This is a genomic window from Microbacterium trichothecenolyticum, from assembly GCF_000956465.1.
Taxonomy (GTDB): domain Bacteria; phylum Actinomycetota; class Actinomycetes; order Actinomycetales; family Microbacteriaceae; genus Microbacterium; species Microbacterium trichothecenolyticum.
This window is the reverse complement of sequence record NZ_JYJA01000038.1, coordinates 232641-258514: the sequence shown is the minus strand read 5'-3', so window position 1 is coordinate 258514 and position 25874 is coordinate 232641. Positions and strand designations below refer to the sequence as shown.

The 25874-nt window shown below is 70.6% G+C and carries 23 protein-coding genes; 16 read left to right on the top strand and 7 right to left on the bottom strand.

What is annotated here, in order from left to right:
• Window positions 1-10: 10 nt before the first annotated feature.
• Window positions 11-310, top strand: a complete 300-nt coding sequence (locus tag RS82_RS15425; RefSeq protein WP_045300997.1) for a hypothetical protein — start codon at window positions 11-13, stop codon at window positions 308-310.
• Between the two features lie 365 nt (window positions 311-675).
• On the opposite strand, the gene RS82_RS15420 is transcribed toward RS82_RS15425, so the two are convergent.
• Window positions 676-2133: an NAD(P)H-quinone dehydrogenase gene (locus RS82_RS15420; RefSeq protein WP_045300995.1), complete on the bottom strand. Its 1458-nt coding sequence runs from the start codon at window positions 2131-2133 to the stop codon at window positions 676-678.
• Window positions 2134-2235: 102 nt separating this feature from the next.
• Here RS82_RS15420 and RS82_RS15415 point away from each other — a divergent pair, with 102 nt between their 5' ends.
• Together RS82_RS15415 and RS82_RS15410 are read left to right on the top strand one after the other, a co-directional pair.
• The gene (locus RS82_RS15415) at window positions 2236-3069 is read left to right on the top strand and encodes a purine-nucleoside phosphorylase (protein ID WP_045300994.1); all 834 of its coding nucleotides are present in this window, start codon (window positions 2236-2238) and stop codon (window positions 3067-3069) included.
• Window positions 3070-3326: 257 nt separating this feature from the next.
• Window positions 3327-5222: a phospho-sugar mutase gene (locus RS82_RS15410; RefSeq protein WP_425411896.1), complete on the top strand. Its 1896-nt coding sequence runs from the start codon at window positions 3327-3329 to the stop codon at window positions 5220-5222.
• Between the two features lie 163 nt (window positions 5223-5385).
• Here RS82_RS15410 and RS82_RS15405 read toward each other — a convergent pair whose 3' ends face one another.
• From RS82_RS15405 to RS82_RS15385, 5 genes are all read right to left on the bottom strand, one after another.
• On the bottom strand, window positions 5386-6303 hold the full coding sequence (locus RS82_RS15405; protein WP_045300993.1) for an ATP-binding cassette domain-containing protein: 918 nt from the start codon (window positions 6301-6303) through the stop codon (window positions 5386-5388).
• On the bottom strand, window positions 6300-7130 hold the full coding sequence (locus RS82_RS15400; protein WP_045300991.1) for an ABC transporter ATP-binding protein: 831 nt from the start codon (window positions 7128-7130) through the stop codon (window positions 6300-6302). The genes RS82_RS15405 and RS82_RS15400 overlap by 4 nt, the downstream gene beginning before the upstream one ends.
• Complete coding sequence (locus RS82_RS15395; protein ID WP_211255946.1) at window positions 7127-8008, bottom strand: ABC transporter permease; 882 nt, start codon at window positions 8006-8008, stop codon at window positions 7127-7129. Before RS82_RS15395 ends, RS82_RS15400 begins: the two co-directional genes overlap by 4 nt.
• On the bottom strand, window positions 8005-8964 hold the full coding sequence (locus RS82_RS15390) for an ABC transporter permease (RefSeq protein WP_045300989.1): 960 nt from the start codon (window positions 8962-8964) through the stop codon (window positions 8005-8007). Before RS82_RS15390 ends, RS82_RS15395 begins: the two co-directional genes overlap by 4 nt.
• 105 nt (window positions 8965-9069) lie before the next feature.
• Complete coding sequence (locus tag RS82_RS15385; protein ID WP_245619629.1) at window positions 9070-10617, bottom strand: ABC transporter substrate-binding protein; 1548 nt, start codon at window positions 10615-10617, stop codon at window positions 9070-9072.
• 225 nt (window positions 10618-10842) lie between these two features.
• On the opposite strand from RS82_RS15385, the gene RS82_RS15380 reads away from it, so the two are divergent.
• Entirely contained in the window at window positions 10843-11427 is a 585-nt protein-coding gene (locus RS82_RS15380; RefSeq protein WP_045300987.1) for a GNAT family N-acetyltransferase, read from the top strand.
• Window positions 11428-11712: 285 nt separating this feature from the next.
• On the top strand, window positions 11713-12666 hold the full coding sequence (locus tag RS82_RS15375) for a hypothetical protein (protein WP_052676866.1): 954 nt from the start codon (window positions 11713-11715) through the stop codon (window positions 12664-12666).
• Window positions 12667-12787: 121 nt separating this feature from the next.
• Here RS82_RS15375 and RS82_RS15370 read toward each other — a convergent pair whose 3' ends face one another.
• Window positions 12788-14722, bottom strand: coding sequence for a BglG family transcription antiterminator (locus RS82_RS15370; protein WP_045300985.1), 1935 nt, complete (start codon window positions 14720-14722; stop codon window positions 12788-12790).
• Between the two features lie 120 nt (window positions 14723-14842).
• Here RS82_RS15370 and RS82_RS15365 point away from each other — a divergent pair, with 120 nt between their 5' ends.
• From RS82_RS15365 to RS82_RS15315, 11 genes are all read left to right on the top strand, one after another.
• On the top strand, window positions 14843-15196 hold the full coding sequence (locus tag RS82_RS15365; RefSeq protein ID WP_045300984.1) for a PTS sugar transporter subunit IIB: 354 nt from the start codon (window positions 14843-14845) through the stop codon (window positions 15194-15196).
• 42 nt (window positions 15197-15238) lie between these two features.
• The gene (locus RS82_RS15360) at window positions 15239-15517 is read left to right on the top strand and encodes an HPr family phosphocarrier protein (RefSeq protein ID WP_045300983.1); all 279 of its coding nucleotides are present in this window, start codon (window positions 15239-15241) and stop codon (window positions 15515-15517) included.
• A 3-nt stretch (window positions 15518-15520) separates the two neighbouring features.
• Window positions 15521-17176, top strand: coding sequence for a phosphoenolpyruvate--protein phosphotransferase (gene ptsP, locus RS82_RS15355; protein WP_045300981.1), 1656 nt, complete (start codon window positions 15521-15523; stop codon window positions 17174-17176).
• 46 nt (window positions 17177-17222) lie between these two features.
• Window positions 17223-18779 carry a PTS mannitol transporter subunit IIBC gene (locus tag RS82_RS15350; protein ID WP_045300979.1) on the top strand — a complete coding sequence of 519 codons (1557 nt, stop codon included), beginning with the start codon at window positions 17223-17225 and terminating at the stop codon, window positions 18777-18779.
• 150 nt (window positions 18780-18929) lie between these two features.
• Window positions 18930-19367 carry a PTS mannitol transporter subunit IIA gene (locus RS82_RS21890; RefSeq protein ID WP_045300977.1) on the top strand — a complete coding sequence of 146 codons (438 nt, stop codon included), beginning with the start codon at window positions 18930-18932 and terminating at the stop codon, window positions 19365-19367.
• Entirely contained in the window at window positions 19367-20518 is a 1152-nt protein-coding gene (locus RS82_RS15340) for a mannitol-1-phosphate 5-dehydrogenase (protein ID WP_045300975.1), read from the top strand. The genes RS82_RS21890 and RS82_RS15340 overlap by 1 nt, the downstream gene beginning before the upstream one ends.
• A 113-nt stretch (window positions 20519-20631) precedes the next feature.
• The gene (locus tag RS82_RS15335; RefSeq protein WP_084695688.1) at window positions 20632-21438 is read left to right on the top strand and encodes an alpha/beta hydrolase; all 807 of its coding nucleotides are present in this window, start codon (window positions 20632-20634) and stop codon (window positions 21436-21438) included.
• Window positions 21439-21442: 4 nt separating this feature from the next.
• Window positions 21443-22171: a TSUP family transporter gene (locus RS82_RS15330; protein WP_052676865.1), complete on the top strand. Its 729-nt coding sequence runs from the start codon at window positions 21443-21445 to the stop codon at window positions 22169-22171.
• 112 nt (window positions 22172-22283) lie between these two features.
• Window positions 22284-23654, top strand: coding sequence for a flavin-containing monooxygenase (locus tag RS82_RS15325; protein ID WP_045300974.1), 1371 nt, complete (start codon window positions 22284-22286; stop codon window positions 23652-23654).
• Complete coding sequence (locus RS82_RS15320; protein ID WP_045300973.1) at window positions 23651-24658, top strand: bile acid:sodium symporter family protein; 1008 nt, start codon at window positions 23651-23653, stop codon at window positions 24656-24658. The genes RS82_RS15325 and RS82_RS15320 overlap by 4 nt, the downstream gene beginning before the upstream one ends.
• Complete coding sequence (locus tag RS82_RS15315; RefSeq protein WP_045300972.1) at window positions 24655-25611, top strand: SDR family oxidoreductase; 957 nt, start codon at window positions 24655-24657, stop codon at window positions 25609-25611. Before RS82_RS15320 ends, RS82_RS15315 begins: the two co-directional genes overlap by 4 nt.
• The last annotated feature ends 263 nt before the right edge of the window (window positions 25612-25874 follow it).

Sequence of the window (25874 nt, the reverse complement as noted above, 5' to 3'; positions counted from 1 at the left end):
GGATGGCGGGATGAATGCTCCAGACGGCGATGCTCCGGAGGTGTCGGCGCTCGCGATCAACGTCGTGATCCCGCCGCAGCTGCGTTGGCGGGACTTCCGCCGCGGCGAGGAGTTCGAACTGCAGACGCTGACCGTCCGCCTGCTGCCTGACCTCTCGGTCGCGGTGAAGGCCTACGGCCGCCCGGTCGCGGGCGGACGCGGCGCCTACGTCTCCTTCGCGATGCCCGACCGTCCGCAGCTGCGGGCGCTGGTCGACGCCGCCGCGAACCGCGCCGCGGACCTCTGGCGCGGCAACACCGGTCTCGGCTGACCCGGGTTTGTCCGGCACGCTGGCGCCGAGGCATCCGTCGCCCCCCGCCCTCCACAGGTCAACCGGGCTTCCGCAGGAGAGGAAGCGCCTCGCAGGTCGTGCTGAGTCCCGGTCGACCTGTTGAACGGAAGGAAGAGCGAGTGAGGAATGCCTCGGCGCGGCCTCCGCGAACCTTGGCGCAGCAACACCGGCCTCGGATGACGCCGGGATCGCGGTCCACGGCCCCTCCACGCGCCGCCGACGCCGGATGATGGATGCTGCAGGCCGCGGCATCCCGTTCACATCACGTGATCTCGCCGAGCGCACACGACATGCGCGCGAACATCGTGTGCGCTCGGTGAGAGCACACGATCCGGACGAGGGCGTCAGCCGCCGTAGACGTTGTGGTCGACGACGTGCATCGCGCGCGCGGCATCCGTGATGCTGCCCGACAGCGACGGGTAGACCGCGAAGACGCGGGAGACCTGGTCGACCGTCAGGCGGCGCTCGACGGCGATGGCGATCGGGTAGATCAGCTCGGAGGCGCGCGGGCCGACGATGACGCCGCCGATGACCGTACCGCTGCCCTCGCGGGCGATGATCTTGACGAAGCCGTCCTTGATGCCCATCATCTTGGCGCGCGGGTTGGCCGCCAGGGGCAGCTTGTGGACGACGCCGTTGATGTGGCCGTCCTCGATGTCGTTCTCCTGCCAGCCGACGGTGGCGATCTCGGGCGCGGTGAAGATGTTCGACGTGATGCGTCGGCGCTCGAGCGGGATGACGACATCGCCGAGCGCGTGGAAGACCGCGGTGCGGCCCTGCATGGAAGCGACGGAGGCGAGCGGCACGAACGTGGTGCAGTCGCCCGCGGCGTAGATGTTCGGCACCGAGGTGCGCGCGACGCGGTTGACCTGGATGTGGCCGGACTCGGTCATCTGGACGCCGGCCTGCTCGAGACCGATGCCCTTCGTGTTCGGGATCGAGCCGACCGCCATGAGGCAGTGGCTGCCCTCGACGGTGCGGCCGTCCGAGAGCGTCACCACCACGCCGTCGCCGGTGTTCTCGACCTTGTCGGCCCGCGACTTCGACAGCAGCTTCATGCCACCGCGCTTGAAGACGCGCTCTAGCACGGCGGCGGCATCCTTGTCCTCGCCGGGAAGCACCTGGTCGCGGCTCGACACCAGGGTGACCTTCGCGCCGAGGTTCATGTAGGCACCGGCGAACTCGGCGCCGGTGACGCCGGAGCCGACAACGATGAGGTGCTCGGGAAGCGCGGTCATGTTGTAGAGCTGGGTCCACGTGAGGATGCGCTCGCCGTCGGGCTTCGCGCTGGCGAGCTCGCGGGGAGACGCCCCCACCGAGACGACGAGGGTGTCGGCCTCGATGCGGTCGAAGTCCGTGCCGCCGGGGCCGGTCGACACGACGACGGCGTTGTCACCCTCCAGGCGACCGTGGCCCGAGATGATGCGGACGCCCGCCTCTGCGAGCGAGGCGCGCATGTCGTCGGACTGCTGGCGGGCGAGGGTCAGCAGGCGCTTGTTGACGGCGGAGAGGTTGATCGCGATCTCGGGCTTGAGCGGCTTGCCGTCCTTGCCCTTGGCGAACAGCTGCACACCGAGGTCGCCGGCGCCCGCGATCGCGACAGCCGCGTCGGCGGTCGCGATGAGCGACTTCGACGGGACGACGTCGGTGATGACCGCCGAGCCGCCGATGCCGGCGCGCTCGACCACCGTCACCTCGGCTCCGAGCTGGGCGGCGGCCAGCGCCGCTTCGTAGCCTCCGGGTCCGCCGCCGAGGATGGCGACGGTCTGGGTGGTCTCGAAGCTGATCGACATGAATTCCATTCTCCCCTGCCGCGCGCCTCGCGGACGACACTGCGACACTCCCGGATGCGCCCGGATGCGGCTTCGCTGGCCCTCGTCGCCGTCCGTTCCTAAAGTGGTCCCATGTCAGACACCACCGGCAATCCTCTCGACGACCCCACGGCCGACCCGTTCGCGGTCGCCGCCGCCGCCGCGGAGGACATCGCCCGCATCACCGGCGTCGAGCGTCACGACATCGCGCTCACGCTCGGCAGCGGCTGGGGAAAGGCCGCGGAGCTCCTCGGAGAGACGACCTCGACGTTCCCCGCCACCGCGGTGACCGGCTTCAGCGCCCCGGCTCTCACCGGCCATGTCGGAACCCTTCGCAGCGTCGTCACGCCGAAGGGCCGCCGCGTGCTCGTGATCGGCGCCCGCACCCACTACTACGAGGGGTACGGCGTCCGCCGCGTGGTGCACAGTGTGCGCACCGCCGCCGCCGCCGGCGTGCAGACGATGGTGCTCACGAACGGCGCCGGCGGCATCAAGAACACCTGGCACCCGGGGCGCCCGGTTCTGATCAGCGACCACATCAACCTGACGGGCGACACCCCGCTCGAGGGCGCGACCTTCATCGATCTCACCGACCTGTATTCGCGGCGACTTCGCGACCTCGCGCGATCCATCGACGCGAGCCTCGACGAGGGCGTGTACACGCAGTTCCGCGGACCGCAGTACGAGACGCCGGCCGAAGTGCAGATGGTCAAGTCGTTCGGCGGGCACATCGTCGGCATGTCGACCGCGCTCGAGGCTATCGCCGCGCGCCAGGCCGGCATGGAGATCCTCGGCTTCTCGCTCATCACGAACATGGCCGCGGGCATCCAGAAGCACCCGCTCAGCCACGAGGAGGTGCTCGAGGCCGGCCGCAACGCCGAGCCCGTCATCTCGTCGCTGCTGGCCCGCGTGATCGGGGCGCTGTGAACGGCGGGGAAGTGCAGGAGCCGGCTCCCGACGAGGTGTCGACGGAGACGGGTGCCGCCACCGGCGTCCTCGCGCGCGCGCACGCGTGGCTCGCACAGGACCCCGACGGCGAGACGCGCGCCGAGCTGCGCGCGCTGATCGAGGCCGCCGAATCGGGCAACCCCGCCGCGATCGAGGACCTCGAGGACCGCTTCTCGGCCCGCCTCGCCTTCGGGACCGCAGGACTGCGCGGCGCCCTCGGCGCCGGCAGCAACCGCATGAACCGTGTGCTCGTCGCGCAGGCCGCCGCAGGACTGGCGGCGTACGTGCGCGAGCAGGCGGGACTCCCGCCGGTGGGCGCGGAGGCCGGGTCGCATGCGGGCACGGATGCCGCGACCGCCGCCCACGACGGCGCAGCGGACGACGCGGTCGCGGTCGCGCCTGCGGGATCGGGCGATGGTGCATCGGGAGATGACGCCCCCGCGGATCCTGGCGACGAGCCCGCGAGCCGGGTACTCGACGGCGCGGAGGCGCCGACCGACACCGGGGCCGATGCCGAGGCCGAGGCCGATGCCGATGCCGCCGACGTCGAGGCCGGAGATCGCAGCGACGATGCCGGCGCGACCTCGGACGCCGCGCAGGACGTTGAAGGCGAAGCATCCGGTGCAGCTGAACTCGCGGAGCCGTCGGCGCCCGAATTGACCCACGCGCCGTCGGCCGACGCGCTGGAGGCCGAGGGGCCCGAGGTGCCCGGAATCCTCGATGACGCCCCGATCGTCGTGATCGGCTACGACGGGCGCCGCAACTCCGACGTGTTCGCGCGCGACTCGGCCGAGATCTTCGCCGGGGCGGGGCTTCGAGCGATCCTCATGCCGCGGCTGCTGCCGACGCCGGTGCTGGCGTTCGCCGTGCGCCATTTCGGCGCCGCGGCGGGCGTCATGGTGACGGCGAGCCACAACCCGCCCGACGACAACGGCTACAAGGTGTACCTGGGTGGCGCCGACGACGGATCGCAGATCGTGTCGCCCGCCGATGCCGAGATCGCCGCGCACATCGCGCGCGTGGCGGAGGCCGGCGACATCAGCACGGTTCCGCGGTCGCTCGGGTTCGAGCTGGCCACCGAGAGCGTCGTCGACGAGTACGTCGCCGCGACCGCGGCCGTCGCGCCCGCGCCCGCCGGCGCCGAGGGCCTCACGTGGGTGTACACGGCGATGCACGGGGTCGGCTGGGAGACGCTCTCGCGCATCCTCGAGACCGCGGGCTACCCCGCGCCCGTGCCGGTCGCGGCCCAGCTCGAGCCCGACGGCGCCTTCCCGACCGTCGCGTTCCCGAACCCCGAGGAGCCCGGCGCGATGGACCTCGCGTTCGAGGCCGCGCGCGAGGCGGGTGCGGAGCTCGTCATCGCGAACGACCCCGACGCCGACCGCCTGGCCGTCGCCCTGCCGGACGAGTCCGCCGAGGGCGGCTGGCGCCGCCTCACGGGCAACGAGATCGGCCTGCTGCTCGGCTGGCGCGCCGGCCGGCTCGCGACTGCCGACGGAGCCGCCGAAGGTGCCTCGCTCGCGTGTTCGCTGGTGTCGTCGCCCGGCCTCGAAGCGGTCGCCCAGCACTACGGTCTCGACTTCCACGCGACGCTCACCGGGTTCAAGTGGATCTCGCGCGCACCGGGCATCGTCTTCGGATTCGAGGAGGCGCTCGGCTACCTCGTGAACCCCGGGACCGTGCGCGACAAGGACGGCATCTCGGCGGCCGTCGCGATGCTGGGCATGGTGGCGGAGGCCCGCGGCCGGGGCGCGACGCTGGCCGATCTGCTGACCGAGTTCGACGAGCAGTTCGGCGCGTTCGCGAGCGACCAGGTCTCGATCCGCGTCGAGGACGTGTCGCAGATCGCCCGGATCATGGCGGCGCTGCGGGAGCGGCACCCGTCATCCGTCGGCGACGTCGCGGTCGACCGCATCGACGACCTGCTCGACGGCGTCGACGACCTGCCGCCCGGCGACGTGCTGCGCCTGTGGCTCGCCGACGGCTCGCGCGTCATCGTGCGCCCGAGCGGCACCGAGCCCAAACTCAAGCTGTACCTCGACGTGCGCGGCGAGTCCCGCGAGGACGCCGCCGCGCGCATCGCCGCGCTTGCCGACGGCGCGCGCGCTCTGCTGGGCGAGTACGGCGGCTGACCTCGGTCCCCGTCTCCTCGCGTTTGGGGCCCAATTCCTCCGTCGGGGCGCACGTTCTGCGCCCCGACGGAGAATCTGCGCCCCGAACCCGGGGCGACACCGGGCAGCAACGACGACGGAAGGGGACGGATGCTGCGGGCCGCAGCATCCGTCCCCTCCTCGGTCAGCGGAGCACGAAGTGGCCGGGCGTGACCTCGGCGAGCGCGGTGCCGTCGGGCTCGAGGCCGACCGGCTCGGGGCGCGCGGAGATGCGCTCGAGGCGGCGGCGCGCCTGCGCCGGGTCGGTCGACAGCGCCGCGTCGAGCAGGTGCCGCGTGTACGGGTGGTGCGGTGAGGCGAAGACCTCCGCGGTGGGACCGAGCTCGACGATGCGCCCGCGGTTCATGACGGCGGTGCGCGTCGCGATCTCTCGTACCACGGACAGGTCGTGGGAGATGAACAGGTAGGTGAGCTCCAGCTCGCGCTGCAGCCGCAGCAGGAGGTCGGTCACCTGCGCTTGGATCGACATGTCGAGCGCCGACAGCGGCTCGTCGCAGACGACGAAGCCAGGCCGCACGGCGATCGCGCGGGCGATCACGATGCGCTGGCGCTGACCGCCCGAGAACGCGCGCGGCCGGCGGTTGACGGCGTCGCCGTCGATCCCCACGGCGGCGAGCGCCTCGATGGCGCGGGGCCGCGGATCGGAGTCAGGAGCGAGCACGGTCAGCGGCTCCATCACGTTCTGGAGTGCGGTCCGGTGCGGGTTGAGGGACGAGAACGGGTCCTGGAAGATCACCTGCATCGAGCGGTGGTACGGCGCGCGCTTCGCGCGGGGCAGCGCCGTGAGGTCGACGCCCTCGTACGTGACGGTGCCGCTCGTGGGCTCGTCCATCTGGAGGATGCAGCGCCCGAGCGTCGACTTGCCGCTGCCGGACTCCCCCACGAGCGCCAGCGTCTCGCCGCGGCGGATGGTCAGGTCGATCCCGTCGACGGCGCGAGTCGTGCCGGTCGTGCGCCCCCACGCGTTTCGCTGCGGGAAGGTCTTGACGAGCCCGCGCACGTCGACGAGATCGGCCGTGCGGGTCGGGGTCAGGTCGCTCATGCGTGCGTTCCTCCCTCGTCGCCGGTCGCGGCCGCGCCGAGCTCGGCGGGAGCGTCGGGCGCAGCATCCAGCAATTCCTTCGTGTACGGATGCCGCGGCTCGCGGAAGACGCGATCCACCTCGCCCGATTCGACGAAGCGGCCGTCCTTCATCACGAGCACGTCGTCGCAGACCGCGGCGACCACTCCGAGGTCGTGCGTCACGATGAGCACGGTGAGCGACCGCTCGGCCTGGAGGGTGCGCAGCAGCGCCAGGATCTGCGCCTGGATCGTGGCGTCGAGCGCCGTCGTCGGCTCGTCGGCGAGGAGCAGCTCGGGCTGCGCGAGCAGGGCCATCGCGATCAAGGCCCGCTGGCGCATGCCACCCGAGAGCTCGTGCGGATACCGCGACAGCACGCGACCGGGGTCGGGGATGCGCACCGCGGCGAGCGCCTCGCGTGCGAGCGCGGTCGCCTGGCGCCTTCCCACCTTCTGGAAGCGCCGCGCCACCTCGGTCAGATGCGCGCCGATCCGCACGAGCGGGTTGAACGAGGTCATCGGGTCCTGGAAGACCATGGCCGCCGGCAGGCGCCGGCTCGAAGACGTGACGTCCTCCCCGTCGAGGAGCACGCGGCGCCACTCACGGTCCGCGCCGTCGGGGAGGATCCCCATGAGCGCCCGCAGCAGCATCGTCTTGCCTGAGCCCGACTCGCCGACGATGCCCACCACGCGCCCGCGCGGGACGTCGAACGAGACGTCGTCGAGCACTGTCACGCGGCCGCCGGTGCGCCCGGGCAGGTCGACGTCGAGCCCGTCGACGCTGAGCAGCACGTCGCTCGCCGATGTCATGACGCTCCTCCTTCGCTGACCGACTGACGCAGCGCGTCGCCCAGCACGTTGAACGACAGCACGGTGAGCAGGATCAGCACACCGGGGATGAGCGCGAGGTACGGCGCGGTCTGGAGGCTTCCCTGTGCGCTCTCGAGCAGGCTCCCCCACGACGCCATCGGCGGCTGGATCCCCAGCCCGAGGAAGCTGAGCGCCGACTCGGTGAGGATCGCGGTCGAGATGCTCGCCGTCGCGGCGACGATGATCGTCGGCGCCGCATCGGGCACGACGTGGCGCCACATCACGAGCTCGCGCCGCACGCCGATGTAGCGGGCGTAGCGGACGAACGCCCGCTCGCGGAGGGTGAGGGTCTCGGCGCGCACGAGGCGTGCGGTCGCCATCCACGAGAAGACGCCGATCACGAAGATGATCGTCCACAGGCCCGGCTTGAGGAAGACGCTCGCGACGATCACGAGCACCATCCACGGGATGGAGGAGAGGAAGTCGACGAACCGCATGAGGGCGTCGTCGACGCGTCCGCCGGCGTAGCCGGCGATGAGCCCGACCATGACGCCGATGGCGGTCGCGGCGGCCATCGCGAGGATGCCCACGGTCAGCGAGATGCGCGCGCCGTAGACGACCCGTGAGAAGTAGTCGCGGCCGAGCTCGTCGGTGCCGAACCAGTGCGCGGCGCTCGGGGGCTGCCACCGGATGGCGAGGTCGGTGGTCGACGGGTCCAGCGGCAGCAGCGGCGCGAGGAGCGCGGTCAGGCCCACGACGGCCAGGAACGCGATCGCAAGCAGGGCCGAGACCGAGCGGAACGAGCGCGTGCGGTGCACGAGCGTGGTGGCGTCGACGACCGCTGCGACGTTCGGGGTGGTGGTGGGGGTGGTGGTCACGAGCCCGCTCCGATCCGGATGCGCGGGTCGACGACGACGTACAGCACGTCGGCGATGAGGTTTCCGACGATCACGAGCACCGCCGACAGCAGCAGGACCGCGAGCACGACGGGGTAGTCGAGGCTCCGCGTGGCGGTGAGGAAGTAGGGGCCGATCCCGGGCCAGCCGAAGATCGACTCGGTCACGATCGCACCGGTGACGAGGATGGGAAGGGCGAGGCCCAGCTGCGTGATGATCGGCAGCATCACGTTGCGGCCGACGTGGCGCGTCAGCACCTGGCGACGCGAGGCGCCGAACCCGCGCTGCACGAGCACGTAGTCCTGCGAGAACTGGCTGATCGTCGCCGAGCGCACGTACCGCGCGAGCTCGGGGAAGAACGCGACCACGAGCACCAGGAACGGCATGACGAAGTGCATGAGGAAGTCGACGGGGTCGCCCTGCTTGCCGACCGAGTGCATGCCGATGATCGGGAACCAGCGCAGCTGGTACCCGAAGACGTAGATCACGAGCAGTGCGAACCAGAATGACGGCGTCGCGATGCCGATCCCCGCCAGGCCGTCGATGGCCTTGTCGACGACGGTGCCGCGGCGCGAACCGGCGATGAGGCCGAGCACCACCGCGAGCAGCAGCGCCGCGAGGTATGCGGGAGCCACGAGCATGATCGTGTTGGGGATGCGCGCGGCCAGCTCCTCGGCGATCGAGTGCCGGCTCGCGAGCGAGTAGCCGAAGTCGCCCTGCAGCACGTTGGCGAGCCACAGTCCGTACTGCACCACGATGGGCTGGTCGAGGCCGTACCGCTCGCGCATGGCGGCCTTGGTCTCCTCCGACATCTGCGGTGTCGTGATGGTGTCGACGACGTCGTAAGGCGCCGCGTGCAGCAGCGCGAAGACGACGAACGTCACGAGCAGCAGCATCGGCACGACCTGCAGCAGGCGGCGGAGGATGTAGACCGCCATCGTTCTCCTTTCACGGGCTGTGTTCGGCGGATGCTGCCGCGCAGCGCCCGCCGGACACACGACGACGTCACGGGCCCCGTCGCCGGGACCCGTGACGTCGGTGACTCACTGCTCGGTGAGGAGCCCGAAGTTCTCGAACGTATAGATCGGGACCAGCTTGGCGTCCTCGACGCCGCCGATCCGCGGGTTCACGGCGAGGATCTTGAGGTTGTCGGCCAGCGGGAAGACCACCGCGTCCTCGGCGATCTGCGCCTGCAGGTCGGCGTAGATCGCCTTGCGGGCCTCGGGGTCGAGCTCGACCGCGCCCTGGTCGAACAGCGCGTCCGTGGCCGGGTTCGAGTACGAGAAGTAGTTCGCCGAGGCGCCCGTGCGGTACAGCAGGCTGTACGCGTCGGGATCCTGGCCCATGATGTAGCCGCCCAGGAACGCGTCGTACTGCGAGTCGGCGCCCTTCTGGATCTCCTCGAAGACCGCGGCGGGCTCGATGCCCGCGAGCTCCACCGTGATGCCGGCGTCCTTCAGCTGCTGCTGGATCAGGGTCGCCTCGGTCTTCTGCGCGGGGTCGGCCCCGGCGTACGCGAGCGTGAACGAGAGGTCGGAGACGCCGGCCTCCTCGAGGAGGGCTGCCGAGGCATCCGTGTCCTGCTCGTACTTCTCGACGTCCTCGGTCGCGAACGCGTTGCTCGGCGGAAGGATCGTGTACGCGTTCTCGTAGTAGTCGTCGCTGAGGAACGCGGCCGTGTTGATGTCGTCGCGGCTCAGGGCGAAGAAGATCGCCTGGCGGACCTTCGGGTCGGTGAGCTTCGCGGCGTTGAGGCCCAGGTAGGCCACGCGCCCCTCGGCGTACGGGTAGACGTTCAGGCCCGCGCCCTCGAGCTCGGTGATCTGGTCGGGCGTGGCGAACGACGCGTCGACCTCACCGGTCTGCAGCGCCGTCTTGGTCGTGTTCGAGTCCGAGACGATGCGCAGCGTCAGCTCCGGGATCTGCGGCGCCTCACCGTAGTAGTTCTCGTTCGCCTCGAACGTGAGGTACTGGCCGCGCTCGTACTCGGTGAGCGTGTACGGGCCCGAACCGACCGCGAGCGGGTCGAGCTCGGTCACCGAGAAGTCGGTCACGTCGCCGTACACGTGCTCGGGGATGATGTACGTCTCGGTCGCGATGTTGCTGAGGGCCGCGGCGCTGACGCTCGGCAGGTGGAAGACCACGGTGCGCTCGTCGGTCGCCTCGGCGGTGATGGGCTGGTCGCCGACGTACAGCAGGTCGGCGTTGCCGTTCTCGCGGACCGCCTTGTTCGTGTAGGTGAAGACGACGTCGTCGGCGGTGAGAGGCTCGCCGTCGGACCACTTCAGGCCGTCCTTCAGCGTGACGGTGACCGAGAGGCCGTCGTCTGCGGGCTCGATGGACTCGGCCAGCTCGTTGACGACGGTGCCGTCGCCCTCGACCCGCGCGAGCGGCGAGTAGACGATGTTCGTGACGGTCAGGCCCCAGCGGTCGCTGACGTTGATGGGGTTGAGCGACGACGGGTCGCTCGCGATCGCGTAGGTGAGCTGGCCGGTGGCCTCGGCACCGGACGTCTCGGGTGGGGCATCGCCCTGCGCGCAGGCGGCCAGACCGATGGTCGCCGCCAGTGCCAGTGCGATGGGGGCGATCACTCGCCTCTTCGTCTTCATCTGTTTCGAGTCCTCTTCGCTGTGCATGCGCCGGAATGGACGCACCGTTCGAGCCTAGGCGGGGCTTCGGAGGCGAGGGCCGGGCGGGGAGAACAATTGCGAAGTATGACGACGCGCGGGCGCGCATGTGGACGTCAACGCGATATGGATGCTTCGCACGTTGCCCATCCGGCAGGGTTCGAAGCACCCGCGGCCTACGCTCGAGACATGCTCCTCACCTCGCCGGTCACCCTCGAGAACGCGCACGTGCGCCTGGAACCCCTCTCCCCCGTGCACGAGGCCGACCTGGCCGCCGCGGCCGCAGGCCTGGAGCACACCTGGTACACATCGGTGCCGCGCCCGGAGGGCATCGCCGCCGACATCGCGCAGCGACTCGCGTGGCGCGACGAGGGCCACATGAATCCGTGGGCGGTGCGCCGGCTCGACACCGGGCGGGTGATCGGCACGACCACGTTCTGCAACATCGATCAGGCCAACCGGCACGTCGAGATCGGGCACACCTGGATCGGGCTCGAGGCTCAGCGCACCGCCGTCAACACCGCCGCGAAGCTGCTGCTGCTCACCCACGCGTTCGAGCAGTGCGACGCCATCGCGGTCGAGTTCCGCACGCACTGGCACAACCGTCAGTCCCGCGCCGCCATCGCCCGCCTCGGCGCCAAGCAGGACGGCGTCCTGCGCAATCACCGCCTCGGCCCCGACGGCACCCTCCGCGACACCGTGGTCTTCTCGATCCTCCCGACCGAGTGGCCCGCGGTTCGCCTCGACCTCACCGAGCGCCTCGCCCGCGGCTGACGCCGGGGCGCAGCATCCGTTCGCCCTCGTCGTTTGCCGGCCCGGCCCGCTGCATCCAGCCACTTCCGGGTTTGGGGCGCGATCTCTCCCTTGGGGCGCAGATCCTCCGCCCCAACGGAGAAGCTGCGCCCCAAACCACGTGCGGGATGGCCCAGTCCCCGCTGACGAAAGTGGGATCGGCGGCCGGTTCCTCCCCAGCCGGTCCACACCGCGCCGCACCGCCGTGTTGTCCACGGGTTGGTCACCGGCGACCACGCTCCTGTCGTCGTTGCGAAGACTCGACGTGTGACCGTCTTGAGCCTCCTTCGGCACGACGACCTGCTCCTGCGAGGGGTGAGCCCACGGCGTCTCGCTCAGGCACTGCGCGCGGGACAGCTCGTGAAGATCCGACCGGGTGTCTTCGTTCGAGGCGACGCGTGGACCGCGGCGAAACCCGAAGCTCGGGCCATCGCCCGCGCGCAGGCCCTGACCGAAGTGTCGGCGAGCTCGCCGGTCGTGTCGCACGAAACCGCGGCAGCCGCGCATGGGCTGCCCCTCTATCGCGCCGATCGCGAGCGCATCCACATCATCGCGGCGGCGCAGCGCCCTGGCGCCGCCTTCGGCGTCGTCCGTCATCGCGGTGAATTGTCCGACGAGGACGTCGTGGAAGCCGACGGCCTGCGGTTCACCTCGCTCGCACGCACGGTCGCGGATGTCGCGCGCACCGCGACGTTCGAGCAGGCGGTGACGATCGCCGATGCGGCACTGCGCAAGCAGTTCGTGGCGGGACCAGGCGAGTACGACGTGGAGGGAGCCCAAGCCTTTCGCGACAGGGTCGCCGAGATCGTCAGGCGATCTGCGCACGGTCAGACGCGCGCACGACGAGTCCTGGATTTCGCCGACGGTCGAGCGCAACTGCCTGGTGAGAGCATCAGCCGGATCCGGCTGCGAGAGCTCGGGTTCCGCATCCTCGAGCTTCAGTTGGCCGTTCCTGGACCGCGCGGACAGCCCTACTACGTGGACTTCGGAATCGAGGAGATCGCCGCGTTCGGCGAGTTCGACGGAGCAATCAAGTACGTCGACGGAAAGCTCCTCGACGGCCGGACCTCCTCCCAGACGCTCGACGAGGAGAAGCAACGCGAGGATTGGATCCGCGGCACGACCCAGCGCCGGTACGCACGATGGGGCTGGCCGCACCTGGCGACAGCGTCCGAGCTCGGTGCATGTCTCGAGGCGTTCGGCATCCGGCCTCCGCGATGACGCACGGATGAAGGGTCTTGGGGCGTGAACGCTCCGTTGGGGCGCAGAATCCGCGCCCCGACGGACAATACGCGCCCCGAACCCGTGACAGACGGCGGGCACCGGAGACGGATGCTGCGGCTCAGCCGTCGATCACAGCGACGAGCTCGTCGAGGAAGGCGTTGAAGTCTGTGCCCCGGCGGACGAGGCGCTGCACGCTGTCGCGCTCGCTGAACACCTCGACGAACTGCTCGAACACCGTCTGGAACGCCTCGCGGTCCGTCTCGGAGAACGCGACCAGCGCCACCACCTGCACGCGCCCGTCGCCCCAGGGGATCGACGGGTCGGCGATGCCGATGGCGATGGCGGTGCGGGATGCCGTCATCTCGAGCGCGTGCGGCACCGCCAGCGCGTCGGTGAACGCGGTCGAGGACAGACGCTCGCGCTCGATGGTGCGCTCGACGTACTCGGCATCGATGACCTCGCGGGCCTGCAGCAGGGCGCCCAGCCCTCGGATCACGCCCTCTTCGCCGGCGGCCTCATCGAGGCCGCGGAGGAAGGCGGACGGCTCGAAGTAGCGCTCCAGCTCGGCGCGCAGCCGCGCGAGGCGGCGCGAGCGCCGGATCCGCCCGGCCGCGGCCTGCACGCGCTCGACGTCGCTGTCGGTGAGGAACGGCTGGATGCGCACGATCCGGTCGTTCGTCGTGGGCGGGTCGATGGTCGTCAGGACGAGGTCGGTGTCGATCGAGGCCCAGTCGGGATCGGCGCGGGTCTCGACGCCCACCACCTCGATCGCCTGCCCGAGCGAGCGGTCGACGCTGGAGCGCAGCAGCTCGTGCAGGTCGTAGTAGCCCGGGCACACGATCGTCGCGGTGAGGAGCTGGTCCGCGCGGCGGCTGCGCTCGAGCCGGCCCCCGACGTGCATCGCGATGTAGGCGATCTCGTCGTCGGGGAGCGGGATGCCGAGCCTCTGCTGCAGCCGGCTCGCGATGAACACCGCGACCTCGAAGATCATCGGGTATGTCGACTTGAGCGACCGCGTCAGCGGGTTGCGCGACCACGCCTGCTCGCGGGCGCGGTGCAGCAGGTTCTGCACGTGGAGGGCGAGCCGCGCCACGAAGTCCTCGTGCGCGATGTCGACGAGGAACTCGTCCGCGGCCGCGGTCACGACCTCGCGCACCACGGCCTCGATCTCGGGATCGAGCGAGGACGTCACGGCCCCGGATGCGGCGTCCTCGTGCCCGTCGGGCGCGACGACGCGGGTGAGCACCAGCGTCGCGAGGTGCTGCAGATCGGCGCCGCCGAGCCGCACACCGAGGTGCCGTTCGGACAGTTCGGCGATGATCTCGGCGACCTGGCTCTGGGTCGGCCGCTCCCGCTGGGTGGAGCCGGCCGCATCGAGCGGGCGGTCGCGCGAGGTGCGGTCGGCCGCGATCGCGATGTGCATGACGACGTCGGCGATGCCGAACTCGTTGACGAACCAGCCCAGCTCGCCGAGGCGCGCGACGAGCTCGGCCTTGAACGGGCCGAAGGCCTGCGCACCGACCGATCCCTCGCCGAGCGTGCGGCGGAGGGCGGCGAGATCGAAGGATCCCGCATCCATCTCGTCGTGGGCGAGCTTGCTCAGCAGCCGCCGCTGCGCGGCCTCGGTGCCGCGCAACCGGGCGCGGGACGCGGAGCGCTCGAGGGTGAGCTCGGTTCCGCCGAGCAGCCCGCGGACGCGTGCGAGGTCGGCGTCGAGGGTGGCCGGCGAGACATGGAGCGCGTCGGCGGTCTCGAACACGTCGATGCCGTCGGGGGCGTCGAGAAGCGCCCGCACGAGCGTGTGCAGCCGGTCGCGGGGCGTGCCCGTGTCGCCGCCCGCACGAAGAGCCGCCGCGCCATCGGATCCGGCGCGGTAGCCCTGCGGCCCGGACTCGACAGCGACGCCCGGCGCCACCCGCGCGTTCGCGGCGGTGACGTAGGAGCGGATGCTGCGGGGGGTCACGCCCAGCGCGTCGGCGAGAGCGGATGCGGTGACCCAGTCGCCGTCGCGCAGGAGCAGTCCGAGCACACGATCTTGCCGGGCTCGGGTCACACGCCCAGTCAACCACGCGCACCGGACAGCAGGGCCGCGGCGTTTCCGCCCCCGCGGAAGAAGGAGTGGTTGTCCCCTCCCAGCGTTCTCACAAGAATGGCCACAAGAGGAGGCGGGTCGATGAGGATCCTGGTGGTCTGCGGAGCGGGTGCGTCGAGCACCTTCGTCGCTCAGCGCGTGCGTCACGCGGCCCACGCAGAGGGACTCGAGTATTCCGCCTTCGCCGGCACCGAGCAGTCGCTTCCGATCGATCTCGATGCCGCCGACGTCGTCCTCGTGGGACCGCACCTGCTCCATGCGCTCGAGCGGATAGAACGGGATGCCGCCGCGCGAGGCACGACGGTGGTGCTGCTGCCGCCCGACATCTTCGGAGACCGGGACGGCACGCGGACACTCGCACTGGTCCGCGCCGCGATCGGGAGCCCCGGGGGGCCGCTCCCGGCCGCGGATGCGGCCCCGCCACCTCAGGACTGAACAACACCGCGACGAACCAGGAACAGACAGAGAGGTCACGACATGCCACCCATCTCCCGCACCGTCCGGATCGGATCGGCGCACGGTCTGCACGCGCGTCCGGCGAAGCTGTTCGCGCAGGCCGCGAAGGATGCCGGCATCCCGATCACCATCGCGAAGGACGCGGGGAGTCCGGTCAACGCGGCGAGCATCCTCGGCGTGATCGCGCTCGGCATCGAGCAGGGCGACTACGTGACCCTCACCGCGGACGGCGACGGGGCGGAGTCGACCCTCGACACCCTCGCGGAGCTGCTCACCACCGACCACGACGCGGAGGCCTGAACCATGACCGAACTCCGCGGGGTGGGAATCGGACTCGGCGTCGCCCAGGGGCCCGTCGCACGCATGGCGGAGCCCGCACCGGCTCCCTCGGACGCGCCGAGCGAGATCAGCGCCGACGAGGAGAAGGCGCGGGTGACGGATGCCGTCGCCGCCGTCGCACGCGAGCTCGAGGCCCGTGGCGCGCAGGCGGGCGGAGCCGCGCAGGAGGTGCTCGAGGCGCAGGCCATGATGGCCGAGGACCCGACCCTCGCGGACGAGATCGGCACGAGGCTCGCGCAGGGCAAGACCGGCGAGTTCGCCGTGTTCGACGCCTTCGCGTCGTTCCGCGACCAGCTCGCGGCGATGGGCGGCTACCTCGGTGAGCGCGCCGCCGACCTGGACGACGTCGCGCAGCGCGTGATCGCGCGCCTGCGCGGCGTCGCGGCACCGGGTGTGCCGGACCCCGGGCACCCGTTCGTCCTCGTCGCGAAGGATCTCGCACCGGCGGACACGGCGCTGCTCGACCTGACCAAGGTGCTGGCCCTCGTGACCACCGAGGGCGGACCCACCTCGCACACGGCGATCCTCGCGCGCGAGAAGTCGATCGTCGCGATCGTGGGCGCCACCTCGGCGACGGCACTGCGCGACGGCGAGACGGTGATCGTGGATGCCGCCGCCGGCGTCGTGACGACCGACCCGACCGCCGACGAGCTCGAGCGGGCGCAGAACCGCGCGGACGCGCGTGCGTCCGCAGCATCCGCTCCCATCACCGACGGAGCCCTCGCGGACGGCACCTCGATCCCGCTGCTGGCGAACCTCGGCAACCCGGAGGGCGCCGCCGATGCTGTCGCGCTGGGGGCCGAGGGCGTGGGGCTGTTCCGCACCGAGTTCCTGTTCCTGAGCTCCAACCAGGCGCCCACCGTCGAGCAGCAGCGCGAGGCGTACACGAAGCTGCTCGCCGCGTTCCCGGGCAAGAAGGTCGTCGTGCGAGTGCTCGACGCCGGTGCCGACAAGCCGCTCGCGTTCCTGAACGACGCGCACGAGGAGAACCCGGCGCTCGGGCTCCGAGGCATCCGTGCCCTCCGCGCCAGCGAGGACATCCTGCGCGAGCAGCTCACGGCCCTCGCCGAAGCGGATGCCGCCACCGATGCCGACCTGTGGGTCATGGCGCCGATGGTCGCCACCGTCGAGGAGACGAACTACTTCACCGCCCTCGCCCGCGACTACGGCATCAAGACCGCCGGCGTCATGGTGGAAGTGCCCTCGTCGGCGCTTCTCGCCGACCGCATCCTGGTGGACGCGGACTTCGCCTCCATCGGCACCAACGACCTCACGCAGTACACGCTCGCCGCAGACCGGCTCCTCGGATCGGTCGCGTCGTTCCAGGATCCGTGGCACCCGGCGGTGCTGCGCCTGATCCGCGAGGTCGGCGACGCCGGCCGCGCGAACGGCAAGCCGGTCGGCATCTGCGGCGAGGCGGCCGCAGATCCGCTGCTGGCCGTCGTGCTCGTCGGCCTGGGCGCCACGAGTCTGTCCATGGCACCCACGGCTCTCGCCGACGTGCGCGCCACACTTCTCCAGCACACCATCGCCGAGGCACGCGACATCGCCACGGCAGCCCTCGCCGCGAACAGCGCGGCATCCGCCCGGTCCGCAGCCCAGCAGGCGGCCACCCGATAGGTCGCCCCGGCGGCCCGGACACCCACATACAAAGGGAGACAGCAAAATGACAACGGCGTCAGTGCCCGCCGCGGGCACCAGCAAGGCGCGGGTCGGAGTCCAGCGCTTCGGCACGTTCCTGTCCGGCATGATCATGCCGAACATCCCCGCGCTCATCGCGTGGGGCATCTTCACCGCGTTCTTCATCGCGGTCGGCTGGACCCCGGTCCCGGCGCTCGCGACGCTGGTGGGTCCCTTCATCCACTACCTCCTGCCGATCCTGATCGCGTACACCGGCGGCAACATCATCTACGGCGTGCGCGGCGGCGTGGTGGCCTCGATCGGCACGTTCGGCGCGATCGCGGGGTCGGACTACCTGATCGCGCAGATCAACGCCGACCTGCCCGCCGACAACCAGCTCGGCCAGGTCCACATGTTCATCGGCGCGATGATCATGGCCCCGATCTGCGCCTACTCCATGAGGTGGCTGGACAGCCTCTGGGAGGGCAAGATCCGCGCCGGCTTCGAGATGCTCGTGAACATGTTCTCGGCCGGCATCTGGGGCTTCGTGCTCGCGATCATCGGCTTCTACCCGATCGCGTGGGTCGTCAACGGCATCATGCAGGTGCTCAGCAACGCGGTCGACTGGCTCGTCTCGATGAACCTGCTGCCGCTCACGAGCATCATCATCGAGCCGGCGAAGGTGTTCTTCCTCAACAACGCCATCAACCACGGCGTGCTGACGCCGCTCGGCATCCAGCAGTCCGCCGAGACCGGCTCGTCGATCCTGTTCCTGCTCGAGGCCAACCCCGGTCCCGGTGTGGGCCTGCTCCTCGCGTTCACGTTCTTCGGCATCGGCGCCGCACGCGCCTCCGCGCCGGGCGCCGCGGTGATCCAGTTCTTCGGTGGCATCCACGAGGTGTACTTCCCGTACGCGCTGATGAAGCCGATGCTGATCCTCGCATTGATCGCAGGCGGCATGACCGGCGTCACGACGAACATGCTCCTCGGGGGCGCCCTGAGGGCGCCGGCCGCACCAGGCAGCATCTTCGCGGTGATCGCGCAAGTCGCGAACAACTCGTATGTCGCGGTGCTGCTCTCGGTGGTGCTCGCCGCCACCGTGACGTTCCTCATCTCGTGGGTCATCCTGCGCGCCTCGCGCAAGCGCGACCTGGAGGCGATGGCGGCGACCGACGACGCGTTCGGCGCGGCGATCACGCAGACGGCGGCGGCCAAGGGCAAGTCGTCGGCTGCGCTGGACGGCCTGCGCAGCGGCGCCGCCACGAGCGCCGACGGCGGCATCGAGCCGGCCACCATGACCGAGCGCGAGATCAAGAACATCGTGTTCGCGTGCGACGCGGGCATGGGCTCGTCGGCCATGGGTGCGAGCGTGCTGCGCAACAAGATCAAGAAGGCGGGCATCGAGAACGTCACGGTCACCAACAAGGCGATCGCGGCCCTGGACGCGTCGGCGGATCTGGTGATCACGCAGAACCAGCTCACCGACCGGGCGCGGCAGAAGACGCCGAACTCGGTGCACGTGTCGGTCGACAACTTCATGAACTCGCCGCGCTACGACGAGGTCGTGGACCTGGTCCGCGCCCAGCACGAGGATGGTGCGTAGCTGAGACCGCGGTGGGGCCGGGCGGGCGAGAAGCCCCCGGCCCCATCGCCCTCGGCACGGCCGCGCCCCGCTGCTCGGAACGGGCGGCGGGTCGCGGCATCCGTATCTCCTCCGACGACACCACAGGCGAATGACGAGAAAGGCGACAACATGGCACGCGAGGTTCTGAGCATCGGGCAGGTGCGCATCCACTCCGGGAGCGCGACGCGCGACGAGGCGATGCGGGAGGCGGCCGACATCCTCCAGTCGGCAGGCGCGGTCACCGGCGCCTACTACGACGCGATGCTCCAGCGCGAGCAGACCGTGTCGACGTACATGGGCAATGAGCTCGCGATCCCGCACGGCACCAACGAGACCAAGGGCGAGATCCTCGACTCGGCGCTGTCGGTCGTGCGCTACGACGGCGGCGTGGACTGGGACGGCAACCCGGTGACGTTCGTGGTCGGCATCGCCGGCAAGGGCGATGAGCATCTCGAGATCCTGTCGCAGATCGCGATCCTGTTCTCGGACGAGGACGAAGTTGCCCGGCTCAAGACCGCCCAGACGCCGGAGGAGCTGTTCGGCCTGGTGTCGGCGGCGGGCGTGTGATGAAGGCCGTCCACTTCGGGGCCGGCAACATCGGGCGGGGGTTCGTCGGGCTGCTGCTGCACGAGGGCGGGTATGAACTCGTCTTCTCGGATGTCGCCGCCCCGCTCGTCGACGCGATCAACCGCGTGTCCCGCTACACGGTGCACGAGGTGGGCGAGGGCGGTCGCGACACCGTGGTGACAGGCTTCACCGCCATCAACAGCGCGGAGCACCCCGACAAGGTCATCGACGAGATCGCCGGAGCCAACGTCGTCACGACGGCGGTGGGACCGACGATCCTGAAGTTCGTCGCGCCGCACATCGTCGCCGGGCTCGCACTGCGGGACCCATCGAGTCCGCCGCTGCAGATCATGGCGTGCGAGAACGCGATCAACGCCACCGACCTGCTCCGCGACGAGGTCAAGGCCCTCGCCGGCGACGCGTGGGACGCGCTCTCGTCGCGAGCGGTGTTCGCCAACACCGCCGTCGACCGCATCGTGCCGGCCCAGCCGGAGGGCGCCGGCGTCGACGTCACGGTCGAGCCGTTCTTCGAATGGGCGATCGAGCGGCCGCCGTTCGGCGACGACCCGCCTGACATCCCCGGCGCGCACTTCGTCGACGACCTGGCGCCCTACATCGAGCGCAAGCTGTTCACGGTCAACACCGGGCACGCCGCCACCGCCTACTTCGGTGCCCAGGCCGGCGTCGAGGCGATCGCCGGCGCGCTGGCGGACCCCGGCATCGCGTCGCGTGTCGAAGCTGCGCTCGAAGAGACCTCGGCGCTCCTCGAGGCCAAGCACGGGCTCGACGCCGCGTCGCTGGCGGACTACCGCGCGACGATCCTCGGCCGCTTCCGCAACAAGGCGCTTCCCGACACGGTATGGCGCGTCGGGCGGCAGCCGCTGCGCAAGCTCTCGCGCCACGAGCGGTTCGTCGGCCCCGCCGCCGAGGCCGCCGAGCGCGGGCTCGGCGTCGACGCCCTGGTCGCGGCGATGAGTGCGGCGCTCGCGTTCGACGACACCGAGGACGCCCAGTCGGTGGACCTGCAGCGGATGCTGCGGGAACAGGATGCCGCGTCCTTCACCGAGTCGGTCACGGGCCTCGAGCCGCAGCATCCGCTCTTCCCGAAGGTCGAGGCGATCGTGGCGGCCCGGCAGGCGGAACTCGGGTGACTTTCCGGGTTCGGGGCGCGCCGCGATCGTTCGGGGCGCGCTGCGATCGCCCCGAACGGGCCTCGTGCGCCCCGAACCCGCGGTGAACCGCGGCGAGCACGTACGCTGATTCGGTGAACCAGCCCGGCCCCGAATCCGAGACTTCGCCCGAAACCACTCCCGAGCCCGCGGCCGAGCCCCGCCGGCGCGGGCCGCGAGCCCTGTGGTGGATCCTCGGCTCGATCGGGGCGCTCATCGTGCTCGCCGTCGTCGGCATCCTGATCTGGAGCCAGGTCGGCGTGATGGGCGCCGAGGCGGATCCGCTCGCGGACGTGAAGGCGAACCCGGGCATCGAGATCACCGACACCGACGCGGGCATCGTGCTCTCCCCCACCGGCGAGTCCGCCGACGTGGGACTGGTGTACATCCCGGGCGCGAAGGTCGACCCGTGGGCATACGCCTACAAGGTCTCGGGCCTCGTCGCCGAGGACGGCGTCACCGTCGTCATCACCAAGCCGTGGCTCAACCTCGCGTTCTTCGACGTGAGGCCGCTGTCGACGTTCACCGGCCTCGCGCCCGACGTCGACACGTGGCTGGTGGGCGGGCACTCGCTCGGCGGCGTACGGGCGTGCCAGCTCGCGACGGATGCCGACGGCCTGGCCCTGTTCGGCTCCTACTGCTCGAACGACCTGTCGGAGTCGGGTCTGCCGGTGATCAGCGTCTCCGGCAGCGAAGACGGGCTCTCGACGCCGGAGAAGATCGCGGACGCCCGCCATCTGCTGCCCGAGGACGCCGAGATGCACGAGATCGAGGGCGCGAGCCACTCCTCGTTCGGCGACTACGGCCTGCAGGCCGGCGACAACACCCCGACGATCTCCGACGAGGACATGCGCGACCAGCTCACCGAGCTCGTCGGAGCCTTCGCGCTCGCGCAGGGCTGAGACGGTGGCCCTCACCCTGGTCCTGGCGGCGATCGCGGCCTTCGTCGCGGCGGTGATCCAGCGCATCACCGGACTCGGGTTCGTGCTGGTGCTCGTGGGGCCGATCGTCGTGCTCTACGGACCGGTCGAAGGGGTCACGATCGCGGTGCTCCTCGCCCTCGTGGCTGCCTGCACCGCGGTCCCCTTCGTCTGGAAGCACGTCGAGTGGCGGCGCACCTGGTGGCTCATCTGGCCGGGCCTCGTCGCCTCGCCGTTCGGCGTGCTGCTGGTGCACCTGCTGCCCGAGGCCGCCCTGTTGCTGCTGATCGCGGCGATGGCGTACTTCGCACTCGTGGCGAGTCACATCCCCGCGCTCTCGGCGTCGCTGTCAGGTCGTACCGGTGCGATCGTCGCCGGGTCGGCCGCCGGTTTCATGAATGCCGCGAGCGGTCTGTCCGGCCCCGCACTGGCCGCGTACGCGGTCGGCGACAAGTGGCCGCAGCGCCGTTTCGCGGCGAGCGTGCAGGTGATCTTCCTGGCCTTCGGCATCGCATCGGTTGTCCTGCGCGGACTGCCGACCAGCCCCGCCGCAGATGTGGGCACCCTCGTGGTCGCCACGATCGCGGGCATCGCGATCGGCACGATCCTGTCGCGCAACGTGTCGCCGCGGATCGCCCGGGCGGCGATGCTCGCCATCGCGTGGGCCGGTGCGACAGTGGTGCTCGTGCGGGGCATCCTGGCAGTCTTCGTGTGAGGCGACGGGGATTTCGGTTAATTCCGACTAACGCTTAGGGTTGCTCTCGAACCTGGGGTCGGCACCGTCGCGCCGACGACACGACGACGTGTGGAGACGGAATGAAGGACGCATGAGCGCGCATCGCTATGCCATCATCGGCGCCGGGCCATCGGGCCTCTCCGCCGCTCGGGCGCTGCAGAAGACCGGGATCGAGTTCGACGGCTTCGAGGCGTCACGGGGGGTCGGCGGCCTCTGGGACATCGAGAACCCGCGCTCCACGATGTACGAGTCGGCGCACCTCATCTCATCGCGCACGACCACCGAGTTCACCGAGTTCCCGATGCGCACCAAGGCCGACTACCCGAGCCACCGCGAGCTCATCGCGTACTTCCGCGACTTCGCCGACCACTTCGGGCTGACCGGCCGATTCCGATTCGACACGAAGGTCACCTCGCTCGAGCCCACGGACGACGGCGGTTGGATGCTGCGCGCCGAAGGCCCTTCGGCAGGCTCGGGGAACGCGTCGGTCGAGCAGCGCTATGACGGGGTGATCCTCGCGAACGGCACCCTCGCCGAGCCGAACGTCCCGGCGTTCCGCGGCGAGTTCACGGGTGAGCTCCTCCACACCAACGCCTACAAGTCCGCGACGCAGCTCACCGGCAAGCGGGTGCTCATCATCGGCGCCGGCAACTCCGGCTGCGACATCGCGGTCGACGCCGTGCACCACGCGGCAGCCGTGGACATGAGCGTGCGCCGCGGCTACTACTTCGTGCCGCGGTACCTGTTCGGCAGACCCTCCGACACCCTCAACCAGGGCAAGCCGCTCCCGGCGCGCATCAAGCAGTTCGTCGACACGCGGGTGCTGCGCGCCTTCACCGGGGACCCCGTGCGGTTCGGGTTCCCCAAGCCCGACTACAAGATCTACGAGTCGCACCCCATCGTCAACACGCTCATCCTGAACCACCTGGGCCAGGGCGACCTGCGGATCGTGCCCGATATCGACCGTTTCGACGGACGCACCGTGCACTTCCGCGACGGGTCGTCGGCCGAGTACGACACCGTGCTCCTCGCCACCGGCTACAAGCTCGACTACCCGTTCGTCGACCGCGCCGCGCTGGACTGGTCGGGCATGGCCCCACGCCTGTTCCTCAACACCTTCACCCCGTCCTTCAACGGGCTCTACGTGATGGGCATGATCGAGGCATCCGGAATCGGCTGGCAGGGACGCTACGAGCAGGCCGAGCTGATCGCCGCGTACCTCGCGGCGATCGAGCGCCACCCCGATCGCGCGGCCGCGTTCCGCGCGCGGGTGACGGGCGAGCCGTGGCCGGATCTGACGGGCGGCTACAACTACCTCGGCCTCGAGCGCATGTCGTACTACGTGAACAAGGACGCGTACCGCGGCGCTGTCCGCACCGCCACGCAGGCCCTCAGGACGGATGCCGCATCCGGTGGCCCGCGACGGGCGCGCGGTGCCGCCCGGCGGGAGGTGACGGCGTGAACCCCGACGACGTCGTGCTCAACTTCAACCCGGGCACGCTCGTGATCCTCAATGTCGTCCTCGGGCTGATCATGTTCGGCATCGCGCTCGACACGACGGTGGAGGACTTCAAGGTCGTCGCGCGCAAGCCGAAGCCCTTCGTCATCGCGATCCTCGCGCAGCTCGTCGTGCTGCCCGCCGTGACGTTCGCGCTGACCCTCATCCTGCCGGTGACGCCGTCCATGGCGCTGGGGATGATCCTCGTGGCCTGCTGCCCGCCGGGCAACATCTCGCAGGTGCTCACGCATCGCTCCGGCGGCAATGTGGCGCTCTCGGTGTCGATGACCGCGGTCTCGAACATCATCTACATCTTCGTGCTGCCGCTGTCGATCGCATTCTGGGGGTCGCTGCACCCGACCGCACGCACCCTGCTCGAGGCGGTGTCGCTCGACGCCTGGGCGATGCTCGGCGACATCCTTCTGATCATCGGTCTGCCGTTCGCCTTGGGTCTGTTCATCCGCCACCGCTTCCCCGCGTTCGCGAAGCGCGTGCAGCCGTTCGTCAAGTGGTTCTCGCTGCTGGCGCTCGTCGGCTTCATCGTCGCCGCGCTCGCGGGCAACTGGGCCTACTTCGTCGCGTTCCTCGGCATCATCATCCTGGTCGTCACGATCCACGACGCCGTCGCATTGGCGATCGGCTACAGCACCGCGGTCGTCGGGGGCCTCGGCACCCGCGAGCGCAAGGCGATGACGTTCGAGGTCGGCATCCGCAACGCCGGGCTCGGCCTCGGACTGGTGTTCGCCTTCTTCGGCGGCCTCGGCGGCATGGCGATCGTCGCCGGCTGGTGGGGCGTCTGGGACATCATCGCCGGGCTCCTGGTCGCCGCGCTCTGGGCGCGGCACACGAAGAGGCGCACGGGATCTGTCAAGGGCGACGCGTCGCGCCACGCGCTGCGGGCGGCATCGGACGGCGGAACGGGATCACCGGCGACGGGCGCGTCCGGTCCTTCGGAGCCGGTCGCATGAGCCGCCGCGTCCTCGTCACCGGCGGCGCCGGTTTCCTCGGATCCCACGTGGCCGCGGCTCTCGCGGGCCGCCCCGACGTCGAACTGGTCGTGGCGGGCGACGTGCGGCGGCCGCAGCATCCCGTCGACGGCGTCGTCTACGACGACTGCGACGTCACCCGTCCCGACGGCCTCGTGCCGCTGCTGCGCCGCCACCGGATCGATGTCGTCGTGCACCTCGCCGCCATCGTCAACCCCGGCCGCGACCACGGTCTCGAGTACCGGGTGGATGTGGACGGCTCGCGGCACGTGCTCGAGGCGTGCGTCGAGGCCGGCGTGAAGCGGATCGTGGTGTCGTCCTCGGGAGCCGCCTACGGCTACCACGCCGACAACCCCGAGTGGCTTCGCGAGAGCGACCCCGTGCGGGGCAACGACGAGTTCCCGTATTCGAAGCACAAGCGCCTCGTCGAGCAGCTGCTCGCCGGATACCGCGAGGCGCACCCCGAGCTCGAGCAGGTCGTGTTCCGCATCGGCACGATCCTGGGGCCGACCGTGGAGAACCAGATCACGGCGCTCTGGGACGGCCCCGCACTCCTCAAGGTGCGCGGTTCGGAGGCACCCTTCGTCTTCGTGTGGGTGGACGACGTCGCCGCCGCGATGGCACGCGCCGCCACCGACGGCCCGCCCGGCATCTACAACGTCGCCGGCGACGGCCGCGTGACCGTGCCCGAGATCGCCCGACGCCTCGGCAAGCCCGTCCTGACCGTGCCCGCCGGGTTGCTGGGCTTCGGCCTGCGGGTGGGTCGGAGACTGCACCTCACCGTCCACGGCCCGGAACAGGTGGGCTTCCTCCGCTATCGCCCCGTCCTGGCCAACGCACGCCTGAAGGACGAGTTCGGCTTCACCCCCGCCAAGACGTCGTCCGAGGCCTTCGAGGCGTACCTGGCGTCACATCCCGGCGTAGCCCGCCGCTGACCGCGGCAGCTCTCCGGTCGCTCTGCGAAACTCCACGGAATTGCGCCGGCTGCGCCCTCGAAGGACTCGAACGGGCCGAGACGCACGCGGATCCGTGGAGTTCTGCCACCCGCGGCTTCTCCCCAGCCCGCGATCCGCGGAGATTGTCCCCGGATCCCTCGGGCCGACCACCCCGCTCGGCGCGCGACCGATTCGCTGGGTGACGTGTCCGAACTCGAGTAGCGCGCCGCCGCGCACCGCATACTCTCGGCGACGTTCCTCAG

Bases quoted from the DNA above. Each gene is read 5' to 3' on its own strand.
- RS82_RS15420 (WP_045300995.1), bottom strand. From the start codon at position 2,133: ATGGAATTCATGTCGATCAGCTTCGAGACCACCCAGACCGTCGCCATC.
- ptsP (WP_045300981.1), top strand. From the start codon at position 15,521: ATGACCGAACTCCGCGGGGTGGGAATCGGACTCGGCGTCGCCCAGGGG.
- RS82_RS21890 (WP_045300977.1), top strand. From the start codon at position 18,930: ATGGCACGCGAGGTTCTGAGCATCGGGCAGGTGCGCATCCACTCCGGG.
- RS82_RS15315 (WP_045300972.1), top strand. From the start codon at position 24,655: ATGAGCCGCCGCGTCCTCGTCACCGGCGGCGCCGGTTTCCTCGGATCC.
- RS82_RS15390 (WP_045300989.1), bottom strand. From the start codon at position 8,964: ATGGCGGTCTACATCCTCCGCCGCCTGCTGCAGGTCGTGCCGATGCTG.
- RS82_RS15325 (WP_045300974.1), top strand. From the start codon at position 22,284: ATGAGCGCGCATCGCTATGCCATCATCGGCGCCGGGCCATCGGGCCTC.
- RS82_RS15400 (WP_045300991.1), bottom strand. From the start codon at position 7,130: ATGACATCGGCGAGCGACGTGCTGCTCAGCGTCGACGGGCTCGACGTC.
- RS82_RS15360 (WP_045300983.1), top strand. From the start codon at position 15,239: ATGCCACCCATCTCCCGCACCGTCCGGATCGGATCGGCGCACGGTCTG.
- RS82_RS15425 (WP_045300997.1), top strand. From the start codon at position 11: ATGAATGCTCCAGACGGCGATGCTCCGGAGGTGTCGGCGCTCGCGATC.
- RS82_RS15380 (WP_045300987.1), top strand. From the start codon at position 10,843: ATGCTCCTCACCTCGCCGGTCACCCTCGAGAACGCGCACGTGCGCCTG.
- RS82_RS15405 (WP_045300993.1), bottom strand. From the start codon at position 6,303: ATGAGCGACCTGACCCCGACCCGCACGGCCGATCTCGTCGACGTGCGC.
- RS82_RS15365 (WP_045300984.1), top strand. From the start codon at position 14,843: ATGAGGATCCTGGTGGTCTGCGGAGCGGGTGCGTCGAGCACCTTCGTC.
- RS82_RS15415 (WP_045300994.1), top strand. From the start codon at position 2,236: ATGTCAGACACCACCGGCAATCCTCTCGACGACCCCACGGCCGACCCG.
- RS82_RS15350 (WP_045300979.1), top strand. From the start codon at position 17,223: ATGACAACGGCGTCAGTGCCCGCCGCGGGCACCAGCAAGGCGCGGGTC.
- RS82_RS15410 (WP_425411896.1), top strand. From the start codon at position 3,327: ATGAACCGTGTGCTCGTCGCGCAGGCCGCCGCAGGACTGGCGGCGTAC.
- RS82_RS15340 (WP_045300975.1), top strand. From the start codon at position 19,367: ATGAAGGCCGTCCACTTCGGGGCCGGCAACATCGGGCGGGGGTTCGTC.